We start from the raw sequence: 16,170 nt of genomic DNA on the forward strand, positions 1-16,170 counted from the left end.
CGTGGGATTCGTACATGTGCGGCGGTGACAGCGGTCGGGTCGTGCCGGGGAGGATCGCAGACGGTGATGAGCGAAGACGCGGACGCCGAGCAGGAGCGCCCCGGCATCCGGCCGGCGGTGCGCGAGACGTACGGGCCCTCGGACCTCGGGCACCAGCCGATGTTCGGCGGTGGCTTCATCAACTTCGGTTACTGGCGGGACATCGACCTGGCCGGCCCGCTCGGCGAGGACGAGCGGGCCCGCAGCCAGCAGGCCCTGTACCGGTACGTTCTGGAAGCCGCCGGACCGCTGCGGCGGCGACACGTGCTGGACGTGGGGTGCGGGCTGGGCACGGGCTGCGCGCTCGCGCTCACGGAGTACGGGCCGGACACCGTCACCGGCATGGACGTCCATCCCGACCAACTGGCCCGGGCGCGCGAGAAGCAGGCCGTACTGCTGGGCGAGTCGCCGGGCCGGCTGCGGTTCGCCGAGGGGGCCGCGGAACGGATGCCCTGGCAGGAGGGGGCGTTCGACGTCGTGGTCAGCGTCGAGGCCGCGCAGCACTTCCCCGACCTCGACGGTTTCGCGACCGAGACGGCACGGGTGCTGCGGCCCGGCGGAGCCGTGGCCGTCACCAGCTTCTTCAGCGCGGACGAGGCCCCCGGCCGCCCCGGACAGCTCGCGGGGCTCCTGGACACGTACGCGAGCGGTCTGGACATCGCCCGGCCCGTGACCGCCCTCGCGAGAGCCCTCACGGCCGCGGGCCTGGCCGAGGTGCGGACCGTGTCCATCGGTCCGGAGGTCTGGCCGGGTTGGGACGCCTGGCTCTCCCGCTGGTGGGCTCCGGGCACCTGGCCGCGCAACTTCCTGCGGGCGTACGAGGAGAGGATCCTCGACTACTTCGTCGTCACGGCGACCCGGCCGTTCTGATGCCCGCCCCGCTCGCCGCCGTCCCGGGTGCCTTCTCGGCGTTCGTGCCCCGAGCGCGCGGTCAGAGCTACGTTCCTGCCGTGAGGAAGCCCGGGACACCGACTCCCACCGCATCTCGACGGGCCTTCTGTGCGGACCCCCGCGTACGACGCCTGTGGCGACCCGTGTGCGCACGAAGACGTCACGGCGGCGCAGCGGGCCGTCCGACCGCGGGCCTGCCGGAGAGCCCGGTCGATTCCGACGAGCGGACACCGCCCCGCGTCGAGGGGCGCGCGGTGCCGGGCCGCGTGAACCACCCGACTCGTAAGGAGGACGAGAACGACGAGGACCGGTCCCCGGCGGCCTGCGTGGACCACTCTCACTCGGCAACGCGGCGGGGTGCCGTGCCGGACGCCTCGGCCTCGGCCGCGATCCGCCGGGCAGGTCCCCGGGAGTGTCTTGCCGGTCGGGCCGGACCGGGGAACGGTGTCCGGCGCCGTGCGGCGCGTGGCGGAGGAGGGAGACAGGGCGGTGGGGGCACCTCCCGTCCCCGAAGGGCTACGGGGGACCCTGGCGGGTGACGACAACACGGCCAGGCGCGGCACCGGACACCGCGGGCCCGGCGTGACCGGCGAGACACCTCCTAGGCCGGGGCGTCGGCGTCGGCCAGGGCGAGGCGGACGGTGATGCGCTTGCCGACCGGTTGCTGCTCCACGAACAGCTCCTCGGCGACCGCCTCGATGATCTCCAGGCCGTGCTGCCCGACCCGCCCCGGATCGGCGGCGCGGGCTGCCGGAACGACCGGGTCGCTGTCCCACACCACGATGTCCACGCAGACGGCGCTGATGCGCAACTCCATCAGGACGGGGCCCGGAGCGTACTTGTGGGCGTTGGTGACCAGCTCGCTGACCACCAGTTCGGCCAGGTCCCGTGCTCGCCGTGACACCGGCAGACGGTGTTCGGCGCGCGCCCTGTCCAGGAAGGCGGTGGTGTGGTGGCGAGCGGCGGCGATGCGTCCGCCGTCGCCGTCGAGCGCGTAGCCGACGCGCACCAGGTATCCGTCCGGCGGAAACCGGGTATCGCCGTCAGAATCGGCATGGGAGCCCATCGGTTCCGTCCTCGTTCCGTTCACGCGGCGCGACTACCCGCCCGTATGATCCTTACCCGGCAGAAGCTGACCGTGCCGCCGTCAGGGTGCGGTCCACTCCGGAGGGGTGGGCGGAGTCGTCCACGCTCGCCCCGGCCCCGGGACAAGCCTAGGCGCAGTCGAGGAGACCATGACCAGCAACGAAGAATCCGCCCGGTCCGACCGTCTCTCCGCGACGCCCCGTACGGTCGGCGGTGTGCGTGTCGTGACCCTGCGGGGCGAGATCGACCACACCACCAGGGACGTCCTGGAACACGCCCTGCTGGAGCGGAACGGCACCGCGGAACCGCTGCGGGTCGTGGCGGACCTGGAAGGCGTGACCTTCCTCGACTCCAGCGGTCTCAACGTCCTCATCTCCGTCAACCGGCAGGTCGGCGAGGCAGGAGGCCGACTGCGCATCGCCGCCGCCCGGCAAGCCGTGCGGCGTGTCCTGACCCTGGTCGGCGTCGACACCGTCATCGACTGCCGTCCCACCCTCGAAGACGCCCTGCGCGACTGATCAACGGCGCGTCACGAAGAGGGGACGGGGTGACGACCGCGGCGGGCACGGCCGTGTGACGCGGCCCCACAGGCCTCCGGCGGCCACTGTCACCGCGGCTGCCACCCACCACAGCTTGGTGTGCTCGGCCGTTTCCTCCACCGGCGACGGCAGTCGGCGGGCCCGGACCGAATCCCGGGCAGCCGTGTGCCGGGTCAGCCGGTGATCGGCGTTTCGCGATGCGGTCAGGACTTCCGTGCTTCGCCCCTCCCGGTCGTGGCCGTGCCGCACGGATCTCGTCGCGGGCACCGGTCCTCGTCGTTCCGCCCGTGGAAACCCCGGGCAGAAGCGGGGTGCCCCGCCGCGCCGCGCGGGCGGCTCCCGGGCCGGGGAGGGGACGGCGTGCTCCGCCCGCAAAAGTAGTTCGCGCATACTTTTGCGGGCGGGGTACGGCATGTCGGCCCGGCCGTACTGACCAGGGGATATGCGGGTATGGACAGCGGTACACCGGTCGACGGTGGCTTCGGTACGCTTCTGCGCCGTCTGCGGACGGAGGCCGGGCTGAGCCAGGAGGAGTTGGCACACGCCGCGGGGGTGAGCGTGCGGGCGCTGTCGTACATGGAGCGCGGGCACTCGCGGGGGCCGCAACGCCGCACCGTGCAGGCACTGATCGGAGCCCTCGGCCTGGACGGGGCCGGTGCGCGGAAGTTGGAACGCCTCGCGAGCCTGGGCCGTCCCCGGAAGGCCCGCACCGCGGAGGTGCCGTCGTCCGCGTTCGCGCCGGACGCCGCCGGTCAGACCGCCGCGCCCGACCTGCTGCCGCGCGCACCGCGTGGCTTCCACGGGCGGGAGGCGGAACTCGACGCCTTGTCCCGGGCCGCCGAAGGCGAGGCGCCCGTATGTCTGGTCGTCGGACCCGCCGGGGTCGGGAAGACGACCCTCGTACTGCACTGGGCCCGTCGCGGCCCCGCCGGATTCCCCGACGGGCGGCTCTATGCCGACCTGCGCGGCTTCGGCGACACGGCCGAGCCCTCGCTGATGGAGGTGCTGCGGGAGTTCCTACCGGCGCTCGGTGTGCCGCTCGACCGGGTACCGGAGTCGCTGAACGGCGCGGCCGCGCTGTTCCGGTCGCTCGCCGCCGACCGCCGACTCCTCGTCGTGCTCGACAACGCGCGGAACTCCGAGCAGGTCAGGCCGCTCCTTCCGGGCGGCAGCCGCTGCGTGACCGTCGTCACCAGCAGGCACCGGCTGCCGGGACTGATCGTCACCGACACCGCTCGGCCCGTCACGGTGGACGTGTTGGGTCCGCAGGACGGCACGATGCTCCTCGCCGCGGTGCTGGGCGCGGAACGGGTCGCCGCGGAGCCGGCGGCAGCGCTGCGACTGGCCGAGCTGTGCGACGGACTGCCCCTCGCGCTGCGGGTGGTGGCCGCCCGGCTGACGCAACGGCCCGGCTCGTCCCTGGAGGCGATGGCCGCCGAGCTGTCCGACGAGACGCGCAGGCTGAGCTTGCTGGACGTGGAGGACACCGGCGTGCGGGCGGCACTGCGCGTGACGCTGCAGCAGCTCCCGCGGGACGTCTCCCGTCAGTTCGCCCGTCTCGGCCGCCACCCCGGGACGCACATCGACCGGTACACGGCGGCGGCCCTGACGGGCACGGCTCCTCCGGCCGCCGAAGCCGCCCTGGAGAAGCTGGCCGCCGCGCACCTCGTCACGGAGACGGCGCCCGGTCGGTGGGTCGTGCACGATCTGGTACGGCTCTACGCGCGGAGTCTGAAGGCCGCGCCCGAAACGCTCACCGGCCTGCTCGACTGCTACATCGCCACGGGCCTCGCCGCCGTGGCGGCGGCCGAGCCGGGCAACGAGGAGTGCTTCCCCCTGCCGTCGGATCACCTGCCGCCCGCCGTCGTGCGGGAGTTCGGCGACCGGTCCGCCGCCGTGGCCTGGTACGCGGCGGAGAGGGACGACCTCACGCTGGCGGTCGCCGCGGCGCACGCCGCCGGACTGCACGACAGGGCCTGGCGGATCGTCATGACGCTGTGGCCGTTGATCGTGTGGCGCGTACGGGACGGCTGGGTCCCGCTCCTGGAGACCGGGCTCGAGTCGGCACGGATCGATGCCGATCAGCACGGCGAGTCACGCGTGCTGAACGTGCTCGGCTGGGTGCTGATCGAGGAAGGGCGCGTCGGGGAGGCGCTGACCCACCTGGAGGAGGCCTCCGCGCTCGCCTCCCGGGCGGGCGACCCGGTGGCCGAGGCGAACGCCCTGCTCGTCCTGGCCATGGCACAGGCGGCGCTCGGCGGTCCGGACGAGGCCGCGCACGGGTGCGAGCGGGCGGTGGACCTGGCCCGCGAGGCCGGTGACCGGACCATCGAAAGACTGGCGCTGCAGCACCTGGCCCGTCATCGGGCCGACGCGGGGAGGTGGCGTGAGGCCCTCGACACGGCGGCTGCGGCACTGGCCTTCGACGATCGGTCCGGCACGGCCGACATCCCCCGGGTCCTGCTGCTCGTGGTGAGGGGAGAGGCGCTGCTGGGCCTCGGACACGAGGCCGAGGGCATCGAGCAGCTCGACCTCGCCGCCCGGGAGGCGGAGTCCTCCGGGTACGAGGACGGCGCGGTACGAGCACTCGGCGCGCTGCTGAAGGTCTCGGAGGACGCGGAACTCCGGGCGCGGTACGACGCGGCGGTCGCGCGGCTCACCACGCGCGCGTGAAACGGGCGGCCGGGCCGGACGGTGTGCCGCGCGCGACCCCGGATGACGGCGGCGCCTCGATCCACGGAGGAGCACGGCTTCCTCCGTCGGACGCGCGACCGGCCTGCCGGGACGGGGACACCGTGCCGACAGCAGATCCTCCGGTCCGCCTCGGTGATTCCCCAGCCGGACCGGTCGGGGTGGTGTCGCTGCGCCGCCGACGGGATTCGAGGTCTCCGCGGCGGTCGCGGGCACCGGTCGCCGTGCGGCGACGGGGCGGCGACCGGTCTCTGTGCGAGGGCGGCTCCGGCTCTCCTTCGGCCGCGGGGTCCACAGGCGGCACAACGCCGTTGGACGGTGCGCCGGCCGTCCCGGCAGAGGACGCGGCATCGTGACTCGCTGCGAGGAGACCACGCACTCCGTCTCGCCGGGTTCCGGGACACGACGGTCTTCCTCCGGTCGTCCCGGTGGCCCGAGGAACCGGCCGGGCGCGCAAAGTGCGCCGCTCGGAAACCCGAGTCCGCACCGCACCTTCGCGCACGTCGGGAGTGCTTGCCCTGCGAGCACCTCTTCGGTCGTCATCCGGCCGGGCGAGCCGCCTGCCGTTGTCGTGTACCGTCTTCACCCCGCGCCCCCGGGTGCGTGTCGGGCGGCCGCACCCGCGTGCGGGATTCGACGGCGACACGACGGGGACACCGCCCCGCCGCGTGTCCTGGAGGACGACCGTGCGCCAACCGGCGGCGGACGGTTCGCCTTCGGGAGATCCATCGCCGACCGGGCCGGGGCCGAGGTGCTGGACCGGCGTGGCGGGGGGGGCGTCACCAGGACGAGGCAGGCCGGACGGCCTGTTTCAGGAGTCCTGTCCACAGGCGGGCCCGGCCGGTACGGTCGAGTGCTTCGTGGGCGGCGAGCAGGCCGCCGGTGACCGCGCCGAGGAAGCCGCCGGCGAGACAGTCCTGGCCCGAGAGGTACAGGCCGTCGATCTCGGTGCGCGGGCGCAGCCAGTCCGCGATACCGGGCCGGTGGCCGTCGCCGAAGGCGACGACGTCCTTAGCGAGTCCGTAGAGACTGCCGCCCGGCCAGCGGGTGAAGTGTTCGGCCGTGAGGGGGGTGCCGAGCTCGTGGTACGCCACCCTGCCCCTGGTGCGCGGCAGCCGGCGGTGAAGCTGTTCGAGGAGTTCCGCGGTGAGTTCGGCCTTCAGCGCGAGGTAGGCCGGGTCCCGGTCGCGCGGGCCGGAGCCGTGGAAGGGCGCGAAAAGTTCCGGGCGCACGTACGTGAGGATCTCGCCGGTCGAGCGACCTGGGTGCCGCGTGGTCCAGGTCGGGTCCTTGGCGCAGGAGAAGGAGAGGAAGTGGCCGCTGGTGCGTGCGTCGCCACCGTCGAAGAAGGTGTCGCAGTCGCCGTCGGTGACCATCAGGTTGTGCCGGGGCAGGCCCAGTTCCTCCGGGTCGCCGTCCAGGCCGATGAAGAGCACCACGAAGGGGGATCCTCGCCGCATGTCCTCCAGCCGGTCCGCACCGGCGCCGGACGGGTCGGGCAGCAGGGTGCGATGGGTGTGGTGGGCCCCTGCCGCGCTGACCACCACGGGGGCGCGGACACGGGTCCCGTCCGCCAGCACGACGCCCGTTGCCCTTGTGCCGTCCAGCGTGATCCGGGCGACCGGCGCCCGTACGAAGACCTCGCCGCCCGCGGCACGAATCGGGTCGAGCATCGCGCGGGCGATGGCGGCGCTGCCGCCCACCGGGTACCAGGCACCGGTCCGGAAGTGCTCGAACAGCACCGCGAGGAGGAAGAACGGCAGTCGGGACGTGGAGTCGGCCAGCAGCAGCGCGCTCTGTGTGAGCACCGCCTGTCTCAGCCGCTCGTCGCGGACCAGTTCCGCCACCACGTCGCGGGCCGGCCGCAGAGCTTCGGGCGGGACGGCCGCCGCCCGCAGCAGACGGGCCAGCCTGCGCACCACCGGGCCCGAAAGACGTCCCAGGGCGAGCGCGGGCAGCACCGCACGGCACCGTCCGATCAGTCGGAACAGCGCTTCGATCCCCGCCCGCTCGGCCGGGAAGCGCGCGATCAGAGCGGCCCGGCGGGCGGAGAAGCCGACGGGAGCCCGGTGCACCTCGTCCGCCAACCGGTACTCGTCGTAAGGGTCGCCCACCGGGGTCCAGCGCAGGGCACCGCCGGTGAGGTAGTCCGACACCACCCTGACCGGCTCGCGCCGTCCGAGCTGGCCGACGTAGTGGATGCCAACGTCCCACTCCCAACCGCGTCGCCGGTAGGCGTGGGTGTAACCGCCCGCGGTGTAGTGCTGTTCGAACACAGCCACCCGCCGTCCCTGCCGTGCCAGGCAGACCGCGGTCGTCAGTCCGCCCGCCCCGGATCCGATCACGACCGCGTCGTACGCGTCCGCCACGGGGCCCGCCGCCAAGGGGCGTCCCACCAGAACGCCCCGGCTCACCTCGGCCTCCCGCTTCGAAGGCCCTCTGTTCCGGACCGGGGGTCCGGATCCGTGGCTGCCGGGACGGGGTGGATGCGCACGGATGTGACTCCGGGGGAAGGAGGAGGCTGACGGGTGGTGAACGGATCACCGGTGCCGGGAGACACGGCCGCTCACCCGCCGTCACCCGGTCCGGGGTTCCTTTTGCGAGTCGCCGTGCGATCGTGGCGGGGTGACGGCTCGGCGGCGTCTTCGGGATCGTACGGAAACCGGTGTCCGGCCGTGCCCGCCCCCGTCATCTGCCGGCAGGACCTGCGAGCCTCGTCCCGAAACGATCGGTCACGCGGCCCGCCGGCACGGCACGGAAGCCGTGCCCCCTCGTCGTTGGCGCGGGGAGCACCGTGGCGTGCGCGCTGCCGGTGCGGGGCCGGCGGGGCCGTGGTGAAGGCGTGTTCAGTCGTCGCTCGGGAGGACCGGCTCCGTACGGCCGCGCATCTGGTGGGGCCGCAGCCGGTGCGCGTGGTCGCGCCGGGGGACGGCTGCGGGGCGGAGGCGTTCCGACCACTCCCCCGGCGGTCGGCCGGTGGCGGGCCGCCGGGGATGGTCCTGCGGCAGCGGGCAGGGGCCCTCCGTCTCACGGAGACGCGCTCCCAGGACGAAAGCGCCGAGCAGGACGGCGACGACGACGAGTCCGATCACGATGTGCATGGAAAGCCTCCGACGTGGGGGGCCGGGAACATCCTGTCGAGCCGTATACGCGAGGGTCCGGGTCGACGGATGCCGGGCCGGCGCGTGACCACCCGATCGGCAGCGATCGGGTTGCGTCGAAGCCTCGGCCGGCGTATCGGGTCTTCCCGCGTCAACTGGTGAGCACCGTCGCGGGCGGCTCGTTTCCCGGCGGGGCGCGGAGGCGTGCCGCGGGGGCGGTCGCATCACGCAGTCCTGGACGATCGCGTGTCCGGGGCGAGCCGGACTGGACGCGGACGATCGCCGATGCCGTTTCGACGCGTGCGGAAGGGGACACGCCGACCGGCCGAATTCGGCCGGTCGCGGCAGGAGGGACAGCAAGCCGCATGTCCTGTTCGAGATCAGGGGGCTTTCGGCCGTCACCATGTCCACGGCGGGTTCTCCGAGGGCGCCGTCGCCCCGCTGCTCGTCCCGGGCGGCCCCGCCCGTCCTCCACGACGGCACCGAGGCCTTCCTGAAGCCCGTCTCGGCCCGTCCGCCGACCGAATCGGCGGCAAGCCCGTTCTCCTGCGAGACCCGACCGCCTTGTCCGCAGCCTCCGCGTCGTACGCGATCGCCGACAGCCCCGGCCGCCCGCGGGCCGCCCTCCTCGGTCGGGGCGCCGCAGCCACGGTCTCCGCCATGATCGCCCGCCGGCTTGCCGATCGTTGCTTCCTCGTTCCGGCCGCGGCCCTCTCCGTGGGCCCGGCCTTCCTTCCCGCCTCCGGAGCCGCGGCCGCACTCGACACCGTCGCCACAGGCTTCGCGGCCTTCGCCGCCATGTCGACGGCGGGCTCACCGCCTGCCGTGGTCCTCCGCTCCCGGGCGGTGCGGGCGCCGAAGGAGTTCCGAAACCGTCCGTGAACCGGCGCGTCCGGAGACGCCACCCGCGCCGTGGAGCACTCGACGGCCAGGGCGTGAACGGAGGCTCGTCGGGTACGCGCGGTCGTACACGACGAAGCGTCACCTCAGCACCGAGGAAGTGAGGTCCAACATGATGATCGCTGGAATCATCGCCGTCTGCGTGGTACTCGCCGTTCTGGCGTTCTTCCTGCCTCGCCTCTCCAAGCACCCCGAGCGCGGCACCCAGAAGACCCTCGGCATGGGTTCCCGCGCAGGCGGCAAAGCCCCCGGACCGCTGGGCCGTCTCTTCAGCAAGCCGTTCCGCAGCAGCTCGAAGGCGGTCGGCAAGAGCGGCTCCGCCGGCCGACGCGTTCGGGGCCACATGCCCTTCTGACCCCGCACGTCTCTCGGCCCGGCCCCGACCCTCGTCGGCGACCGGGCCGTGGCACGTCCGCGGTGGGTCCGGTCTCCGAGGCCGACGTCCACCGGAGACCGGTGATCCCGAGCACGAGGTCGCCGGCTCCGGAAGAGGCCCCGGAGGAAGGACCGGGCTCGTGGCGCCCCGCCCCGGGTGTGTTCACGGACCAGCCGGTCGGGCCCGTCCGGTCGGCGGGGATGCGGGCGAGACGTACCCGTTGCGGATGGTCGACGGCGGGCACGGGCACGATCTTCCGACCGGTGGTGAAGCTGATGGCGGTCATCCGGCCGGCGCCGCTCTCGGAGACGGCGCGGACTTCGCCGTCGCCGCCGACGGTGGCCCATCAGGACGTGGCGGCGGGCGTCAGCGGACCTTCCTGGAAGGTGGTGCGGTCGTCGCCGGCGGCGGGGTCTTCATGCGGGTGACCTTGTCGGCGGCGACATCGTGCGCGAAGAAGCCGTTGGAGAACGAGACCTGGAAGTACATCTCGGACTCGTCGGGCATGAACGCGACCGGCCTGATCGAGTCGGAGGGGTCCTTGCCGCGGAGAAGGACGTTCAGCCTCTCCCCTCGTGTCGATGGTCTTGACCACCCCGAGGATCCGGGCGTCCGCCGCGGCGGTCTTGCGATCGCCCTTCAGGAAGTCCTGCCAGGGCGCGTCGTGTGAGCCACCAGATGAGGGCCCTGCCGGAGGTTGCTCCGAGCAGTGCCGCGCAGGCGGCGAGAACCGGGGCGAAGCGTTTCGTGCGCCGCAGGGCGCTCGGACCGGGCCGACGTGTCGAACCGGTGGTGCCGTCGTGTGCCGGGAGGGGAACGGCGCGATCGGGGACCCGCAGTTCTGCGGCGATCGAGTTCCAGACGTCGTCCGGTGGCAGGAGCGGCTCGTGTTCCACCGGGCCGGGCACCCTCATGACGGTGACGATGCGGCGCAGGCTGTCGTACTCCCTGCGGCAGTGGTCGCATTCATGCAGGTGGAGGGAGGCCGCAGGGTCGATCTCCTCGCCGAGGGCCATCATCGCCAGGGTCTCTTCATCGGTGTGCTTCACCGTCCGCCTCCAACCGCTTCTTCAGCCGCGTGAGGCCACGTCGGGCGCGACTCTTGACCGTTCCGAGCGGCAGTCCGGTGCGTTCGGCGATCTGCGTCCGGGACAGGTCTTCGGAGAAGGCGAGTTCGAGTACGAGTCGCTGCTGATCGGGCAGGCCTTCCCTCTCCCTCGTCAGCACCATGTGGTCCAGCAGCGCATCGGTCACGGGTGTGGGCCGGGCCGATCTGTCCGCGGCCGTCGTGACGGCGTCGACGTCGCGCAGACGGCGGGAGCGCCTGTCGAAGGCGTCGGCGACTTTCTTGTGGGTGATCCCCACGAGCCAGGTCTTCGGGGAGCCGCGGCGGGGGTCGAAGGTGCCGCGGTTCTTCCAGACGCCCACGAAGACCTGCTGGGTGACGTCCTTCGCCTCTTCGGGGTCGCCGGGTCTGCGGGCGGCGACGGAGTGGACGAGTGTGCCCCCACGACGGCAGGCCTCGTTCAGGCAGGCATCGTCCCCCTTCGTGAATCCCTCGCCCAGGTCTCCGTCGGGCACCGCGGCGGCCACACCGGCCGCCGGGCCTCTCGTGCCTCCCCGAACAGCTGTCACTTGGATGTCTCCACTGCCGTGACGACCAGATTGTTCTGGTATCCACCTTTTTCGGGTAGGTAAGGACCGGCGCAGGTGATCAGCGTCAGCACCGGGGGCCGTCACGGCGGAAGGCGCCCGATTCGGCCAGATCCGCCTTGCTCACGGTCCGACGGGCCACGATCTCGTAGGGGATGGTGCTCCCGCCTTCGCGCCGGACCAGGACGCGATCGCCCCGGCGCACTCCGGTCAGGCCGTTCAGGACGCCCAGGCCGCGCCCTTCGGCGTCGACGTGGCCGACGACGGCGGAAGAGCCCGCGGAGGAGCCGGGAGCCGGCGAGAAGCGGTACCAACCGACCCGGTCGGGGTTCGGTGGGACCTCCGTCTGTCCGTCGTCGGTCACTCCCACCGGATCGACGGGAGCTCGCAGGCCCAGCCGGGGGATGGACAGTTCCCGCGGTGGCCGGGCGTCTGCCGGACCGGAGCCGCCGGAGGAGGAGTCGGTCCGTGCGTCGGTCTGCCGGGACGGCGGTGCGTCCTGCGCCGTCGCCGGAGTAGCGGGAAAGGACGGCGATGTCGTTGCCGTCGGCGCCGTTCCGAAGTCGACGGCTCGCGTGGGTTGCCCACGCGGAGCGAGGACGGCGAATCCGCCGCACAGGAGGGCCGCGACGAGCACTGCGGCGACTCCGAGGATCCTGCGGTGCCTGCCTCCTGCGGGCTCATCGCGGTCGGCCCTTCCGGCACGGGGATTCCCCGGGTGCGCCCAGCCCGAGCAGAGGGGGCGGGCACACCCGGAGATCCGTCTGGGTGTCGTACGTGCTGTCAGGCGGCGTCGTCGCGACGGCGCAGGAGGTATCCGCCGGCACCGAGGGCGAGGACCGCGCCCGCGGCCAGGGCGCCCAGGGCGGCTTCGTCGTTCCCGGCCGCGGCCTGGCCGCTTCCGCCGGCGGGGACGCCACCGGGCGCGGAGTGCATACCGGTGATCGTCTGGGTCTTCAGCGCGAGGTTCTTGTCCGCCGCGCTGCCCCACGCGTAGACGATCGTGTTGCTGCCCTCGGCCAGATCCAGCTCGGCGGGACCGATCGCCACCGTGTCGGTGCCCGCCAGGACGACGTCGGCGTTCACGGTGCCGGCCGCCACCTCGGCCGTGGCCTCCTTGGGGTTCTCCAGGCCCTTGAACACCGGGGTGCCGCCCGCGCGGACGTCGACCGCCGGAGCGGCCGCCACGTGCCGGACGGTGAGTCGCGCCTTGCCCGCCGGCACCTTGGAGGTGTCGTTGACGAACGCGTCGAGCGCCGGCTTCCCGTCGGCCGTCAGGTGCGCGACCAGCGTCGCGTTCGCTCCGGCCGGCACCTCGACGGTCTTCTCGATCGCCGGGGCGCCCCCGGGGCCCTCCCCGTCCTTGAAGACCTTGATGTCGTAGGAACCCGCGTCCAGTTTCAGCGGGTCGGTGAGGGTGCCCGGCTTGAAGTCCGGCAGCAGTTCCTTCTCCCCCGCGAACACGTCCACGGTCAGACCCGGCACGGCGTGCAGGACGGACACCGTGGCCTGTCCCTCGGCGTCGGCCTGCTGCTGGGCGAACGCGGGGGCGCCCGCGGTGACGGAGAGCGCGACGGCGACACCGGCCGCCAGGGTGGTTCCTACGGTGCGAGTGATCATGACGATTCTCTCCTCCGAAAGATTCGAGAAGGTTCCGAACCTCGTGTGAAAGGGGTTCCTTCATCGTGGGCCGATCGGTTTCACGGGGCGCTTGAAATCTTTACTTCCTTTTGGTGGATGTCCGGGGAGACGGCTCCGGAGCCCTCGGGGCGCCGCGCGACGCCCGGAGAGCGTCGGCCTCCCGGCCCGGTCGTGCCTCTGGGCTCCCCGGCGCGAGGACGAGGGTGCCGGGACGGACACCGCGGGTCGCGACGCGCGTGGACTCCGGGAGGGACCCGGACGTGATCTTCGAGGGCGGTGGGCAGACCCCTTCTCGGCACGCACCGGATCCGGCGCGCCGGGCAGGGCGCCGTGCCCCCGCGGCCCTCGATCGCCTCCTCCGCCTACGGTTCCGGGGGAACGGCCGACAGCGGTGTTCGAATCCGAGCCTCTTCGGCTCCGACACTCCGGCGGAGGAGGAGCCGGGAGGTGGTTCCCTTCGCGTGGTTCAGTCGCTGTGGCAGAGGTGGTGGGCGAGTACGCGCTCGTCCTCGTCGTCGAGCGAGGTCTTGAAGAGGGTCCCTCCGCGGGGCTGCACGGCGGCGGCGAGCCCGTTCTCCGTGGTCTTCGACGCCATGATCACGACGACGGACCTTCCCGGGGCGAGCAGGCTCCTGATCTGGCTTCGGAAGCGGGCGTCGAGACCGCTCCTGTTGAGCTTGCCGATCAGTCCGCCCATCGTCCCGCCCAGGAGCGGGCCCAGTTCCGGTACGAGGAAGAGCAGTCCGAGTACGGCGCCCCACAGCACACCCCAGCCGACGGAGAGCCCGACGGGGCGGGAGGCCGTGTCGGCGTGCACCTCGCCCTTGTCGTCGACGTGGACGACGGCGAGACCCACGAGGTCGACGCCGAGATCGCCCTGCAGCCCTTGAATCCGCCGGTAGGCCTGAGCCGCTTGAACTGGTTCGTCGTAGCCGATGACGATCAGTAAGGATCTTCAGCGTCGCCTCTCGAGGGTGAGGTCGGCCTTGGTGATTGACGTGAGTCGGTTGGGGCTGATCCGTGCTTTGCGGAAGATCCGCCAGGTCTTGAGCCGGGCGAAGGCCCGCTCGACGGGGAAGCGGAGTCGTGCGTGTGCGCGGTTGACGGCTGCCTGTCTGGTGGTGAGGGGGCGTCCGAGGTGGCGTTTGAACGGAACCCGGAACGTTCCGCCGGCTCCGACGTGGGCCTTGTCGGTGAGGACGGGAATCCGCAGTCGTTCACAGACGGTGATGATGCGGTGGGTGCGGGCGGCGGTGATGTCGACCGTGCGGCCGGGTAGTGCCGGCGAGTACCAGATCAGTTCGCCGGCAGGTCCGGTGACAGCCTGGATGTTCACTCCGTGCCGTCGGGCCTTGCCGGAGTAGTCCCGTTCACGGTCACCGACTCGGTCGCGCTCGGCAGTGGTGCCGTCCACCAGGACGTACTCGGGACGTACCCGGCGCAGGGCCTGCGTCAGAGACGGTGTCCTCGAGGCGAGAAGTCTGATCACACTCTGTACATAGGCGTGGGCGGTGCCCTCGCTGATCCAAAAGCCCGCGGCGAGTTTCGCGTAGGTCGTGTGTTCGCACAGATGGATCAGGGGGATGATGGCGTGTTGCGAGGGCGGCAGCTTGCACCGGCGGTCACCTTCACGGGTGACGATCAGCATCGTCACCCACTCCACGAGCGCGTGCGGCAGATCGAGTGCGGCAGGATAGGGGACCAACGAGGCCTCCGGTCACAGCGGTTGAGACGTCAGCCATCTCGAACCACTGCCCGAAGGCCTCGCCTGCCATCCGTGGACGGGCGTCACCCGATCGGTGACCACTCTGAAGATCATTAGACCGTCGATGCAGAGGGGGCGACGGCCTCGACCGGGGTCCGCACCGATGAGGCCGATACCGCAACGGATCTGCTCCGCAGGCGAGTCCGGCGATCGCGTCAACCGACGAGCCCGTGACGCGACGGTCTCCGACGATCACTGCACGAGACGCGCTCCCGACCGCCCGACCATGGTCGACCATCCGGGGGTCGGCGCCTCACCTCCTGCCACGCACGAGTTCGTCAGGCGCCGCCCCGGGACGCGCATGGGGCCTGTCGTCGGTTCAGGCCGCGCCCCGCGGGGCGGGGCGGGGCGGTCGTCGAGGTCGTCACGGGGACGCGACGGATGGGGACGGATTGTTCCGTACGGGTTGCGGGCGACCGCGAAGCGGGACGGACCGGATTCCAGGACGCGCGTCCTGCCGGACGCGCACGGCCTGCCCCTCGGCCTCGGCGTCCGCATCGCCCGCAAGGGACACGGGCTTCACCGTGAGGATCGGAGGTCGACCCGCTGTCGGGCGGCCCCCGACCACCCCGGCCGTGTCCTCCGCCCCCGCGCTCCCGACCAAGAAACAGGTGACCTCGACCGAACCGAAGGCGTCAGTTCCTGGAGTGCGGCCGGGCCGACCGCCGGGAAGCCGCGTTCGCGCGGTGAGGGTCAGTGCCGTTCGAACGCCAGATCTCTCGGCCGCATGTGCTCCCGTGGCCCCGCCGACCGCAGGACCACGTCCAGCACCCGCGCCGGGTCGGCCGCGTAGGAATGCGAGAACCACGCCATGTTCGCCTCCACCACGGCCCAGCGGTGGCCCGGGCGGTACGGGTCCAGCAGTTGCCCGACGTCCACGACGACGGCGCTCGGCAGTGTGCGCCCGGTCGCGACGGCCAGCCGGTCGGCGAACTCCGTGATCTGCGCGGCGGTGGCCCGGTCCGCGCGGTCCGCACCGAGCGGGCGGGGGTCGAGCCGGCCGAACACCGCGTACCGGCTCGCCGTGGCGATCCGGCCGTCCAGCAGAAACAGCCGGTACTCGGCCGCGAAGGTCACTACATCGGACAACAGCACCGGTGTTGCCGGGTCCAGGGCAGAGGACAGCCGGGAGCCGTCGGTGTAGACGTCGGCCGGGAAGGACTTGTCACGGGGCGGCTTGACGAACGTCGGCCGGTCGATCGCCCGTGCGTCCGCAATGGTCCCCGCCCGTATCCGGCGACCGGTGAACTCTTCCGGCAGTTCGGCGAGCCAGCCGTCCGCCGGCTCCAGCAACGCGCATCCAAGCCGACCGGCCAGCCGCGCACCCGCGACCGGTCCGCCGTACCAGTACGCGGGACCTTCCAGGCCGGGCTCCTCCGCCGCTCTGACCGGCATCCCCCGGCCCATGGCCTCGACGGCCAGCAGTTCCATCGTCGACGTCCACCGCCCGGGCATGACCAGCACCGCGTATCCCTCCCGCACTCCGCA

15 protein-coding genes are annotated in these 16,170 nt (G+C 72.5%); 6 read left to right on the forward strand and 9 right to left on the reverse strand.

The genetic code is table 11. The features are described 5' to 3' along the window. Positions 1–66 precede the first annotated feature (66 nt). A complete protein-coding gene (locus ACIQD7_RS06800) occupies positions 67–909 on the forward strand; it encodes a class I SAM-dependent methyltransferase (protein ID WP_402440107.1) in 843 nt (280 codons plus the stop codon). 622 nt (positions 910–1,531) lie between these two features. Here the strand turns inward: ACIQD7_RS06800 and ACIQD7_RS06805 are convergent. Beyond that, on the reverse strand, positions 1,532–1,996 hold the full coding sequence (locus tag ACIQD7_RS06805; protein WP_402440110.1) for an ATP-binding protein: 465 nt from the start codon (positions 1,994–1,996) through the stop codon (positions 1,532–1,534). Positions 1,997–2,165: 169 nt separating this feature from the next. Here ACIQD7_RS06805 and ACIQD7_RS06810 point away from each other — a divergent pair, with 169 nt between their 5' ends. Further along, on the forward strand, positions 2,166–2,534 hold the full coding sequence (locus ACIQD7_RS06810; RefSeq protein ID WP_402440112.1) for an STAS domain-containing protein: 369 nt from the start codon (positions 2,166–2,168) through the stop codon (positions 2,532–2,534). Positions 2,535–3,005: 471 nt separating this feature from the next. Continuing rightward, on the forward strand, positions 3,006–5,228 hold the full coding sequence (locus ACIQD7_RS06815; RefSeq protein ID WP_402440114.1) for a helix-turn-helix domain-containing protein: 2,223 nt from the start codon (positions 3,006–3,008) through the stop codon (positions 5,226–5,228). 797 nt (positions 5,229–6,025) lie between these two features. On the opposite strand, the gene ACIQD7_RS06820 is transcribed toward ACIQD7_RS06815, so the two are convergent. Together ACIQD7_RS06820 and ACIQD7_RS06825 are read right to left on the reverse strand one after the other, a co-directional pair. Then, positions 6,026–7,660: a phytoene desaturase family protein gene (locus ACIQD7_RS06820; RefSeq protein ID WP_402440117.1), complete on the reverse strand. Its 1,635-nt coding sequence runs from the start codon at positions 7,658–7,660 to the stop codon at positions 6,026–6,028. A 432-nt stretch (positions 7,661–8,092) separates the two neighbouring features. Beyond that, positions 8,093–8,347, reverse strand: a complete 255-nt coding sequence (locus ACIQD7_RS06825) for a DUF6479 family protein (protein WP_402440120.1) — start codon at positions 8,345–8,347, stop codon at positions 8,093–8,095. Positions 8,348–8,911: 564 nt separating this feature from the next. Here ACIQD7_RS06825 and ACIQD7_RS06830 point away from each other — a divergent pair. From ACIQD7_RS06830 to ACIQD7_RS06840, 3 genes are all read left to right on the forward strand, one after another. Then, a complete protein-coding gene (locus tag ACIQD7_RS06830; protein ID WP_402440123.1) occupies positions 8,912–9,229 on the forward strand; it encodes a hypothetical protein in 318 nt (105 codons plus the stop codon). A 130-nt stretch (positions 9,230–9,359) separates the two neighbouring features. Continuing rightward, on the forward strand, positions 9,360–9,602 hold the full coding sequence (locus tag ACIQD7_RS06835) for a DUF6411 family protein (RefSeq protein WP_402440126.1): 243 nt from the start codon (positions 9,360–9,362) through the stop codon (positions 9,600–9,602). 247 nt (positions 9,603–9,849) lie between these two features. Next, entirely contained in the window at positions 9,850–10,293 is a 444-nt protein-coding gene (locus ACIQD7_RS06840; RefSeq protein ID WP_402440129.1) for a hypothetical protein, read from the forward strand. Positions 10,294–10,655: 362 nt separating this feature from the next. Here ACIQD7_RS06840 and ACIQD7_RS06845 read toward each other — a convergent pair whose 3' ends face one another. From ACIQD7_RS06845 to ACIQD7_RS06870, 6 genes are all read right to left on the reverse strand, one after another. Continuing rightward, positions 10,656–11,204, reverse strand: coding sequence for a sigma-70 family RNA polymerase sigma factor (locus ACIQD7_RS06845; protein ID WP_402440132.1), 549 nt, complete (start codon positions 11,202–11,204; stop codon positions 10,656–10,658). Positions 11,205–11,343: 139 nt separating this feature from the next. Then, positions 11,344–11,640 (reverse strand): class F sortase, encoded by a 297-nt coding sequence (locus tag ACIQD7_RS06850; protein ID WP_402440133.1) that lies wholly within the window; start codon positions 11,638–11,640, stop codon positions 11,344–11,346. A gap of 419 nt (positions 11,641–12,059) precedes the next feature. Then, positions 12,060–12,896, reverse strand: coding sequence for a DUF4397 domain-containing protein (locus ACIQD7_RS06855; RefSeq protein WP_402440136.1), 837 nt, complete (start codon positions 12,894–12,896; stop codon positions 12,060–12,062). Positions 12,897–13,383: 487 nt separating this feature from the next. Continuing rightward, complete coding sequence (locus ACIQD7_RS06860; RefSeq protein WP_402440139.1) at positions 13,384–13,773, reverse strand: DUF1269 domain-containing protein; 390 nt, start codon at positions 13,771–13,773, stop codon at positions 13,384–13,386. A 99-nt stretch (positions 13,774–13,872) separates the two neighbouring features. Further along, positions 13,873–14,622, reverse strand: a complete 750-nt coding sequence (locus ACIQD7_RS06865; RefSeq protein ID WP_402440142.1) for a transposase family protein — start codon at positions 14,620–14,622, stop codon at positions 13,873–13,875. Between the two features lie 753 nt (positions 14,623–15,375). Continuing rightward, on the reverse strand, positions 15,376–16,113 hold the full coding sequence (locus tag ACIQD7_RS06870; RefSeq protein WP_402441364.1) for an ATP-grasp domain-containing protein: 738 nt from the start codon (positions 16,111–16,113) through the stop codon (positions 15,376–15,378). Positions 16,114–16,170: the final 57 nt, after the last annotated feature.

The organism is Streptomyces sp. NPDC093071, from assembly GCF_044754545.1.
Lineage (GTDB): Bacteria > Actinomycetota > Actinomycetes > Streptomycetales > Streptomycetaceae > Streptomyces.

What these genes read in the sequence shown, in the direction of transcription:
- ACIQD7_RS06870 (WP_402441364.1), bottom strand. Translation starts at nt 16,113, where the DNA reads ATGGAACTGCTGGCCGTCGAGGCCATGGGCCGGGGGATGCCGGTCAGA.
- ACIQD7_RS06855 (WP_402440136.1), bottom strand. Translation starts at nt 12,896, where the DNA reads ATGATCACTCGCACCGTAGGAACCACCCTGGCGGCCGGTGTCGCCGTC.
- ACIQD7_RS06805 (WP_402440110.1), bottom strand. Translation starts at nt 1,996, where the DNA reads ATGGGCTCCCATGCCGATTCTGACGGCGATACCCGGTTTCCGCCGGAC.
- ACIQD7_RS06810 (WP_402440112.1), top strand. Translation starts at nt 2,166, where the DNA reads ATGACCAGCAACGAAGAATCCGCCCGGTCCGACCGTCTCTCCGCGACG.
- ACIQD7_RS06840 (WP_402440129.1), top strand. Translation starts at nt 9,850, where the DNA reads ATGGTCGACGGCGGGCACGGGCACGATCTTCCGACCGGTGGTGAAGCT.
- ACIQD7_RS06815 (WP_402440114.1), top strand. Translation starts at nt 3,006, where the DNA reads ATGGACAGCGGTACACCGGTCGACGGTGGCTTCGGTACGCTTCTGCGC.
- ACIQD7_RS06800 (WP_402440107.1), top strand. Translation starts at nt 67, where the DNA reads ATGAGCGAAGACGCGGACGCCGAGCAGGAGCGCCCCGGCATCCGGCCG.
- ACIQD7_RS06825 (WP_402440120.1), bottom strand. Translation starts at nt 8,347, where the DNA reads ATGCACATCGTGATCGGACTCGTCGTCGTCGCCGTCCTGCTCGGCGCT.
- ACIQD7_RS06835 (WP_402440126.1), top strand. Translation starts at nt 9,360, where the DNA reads ATGATGATCGCTGGAATCATCGCCGTCTGCGTGGTACTCGCCGTTCTG.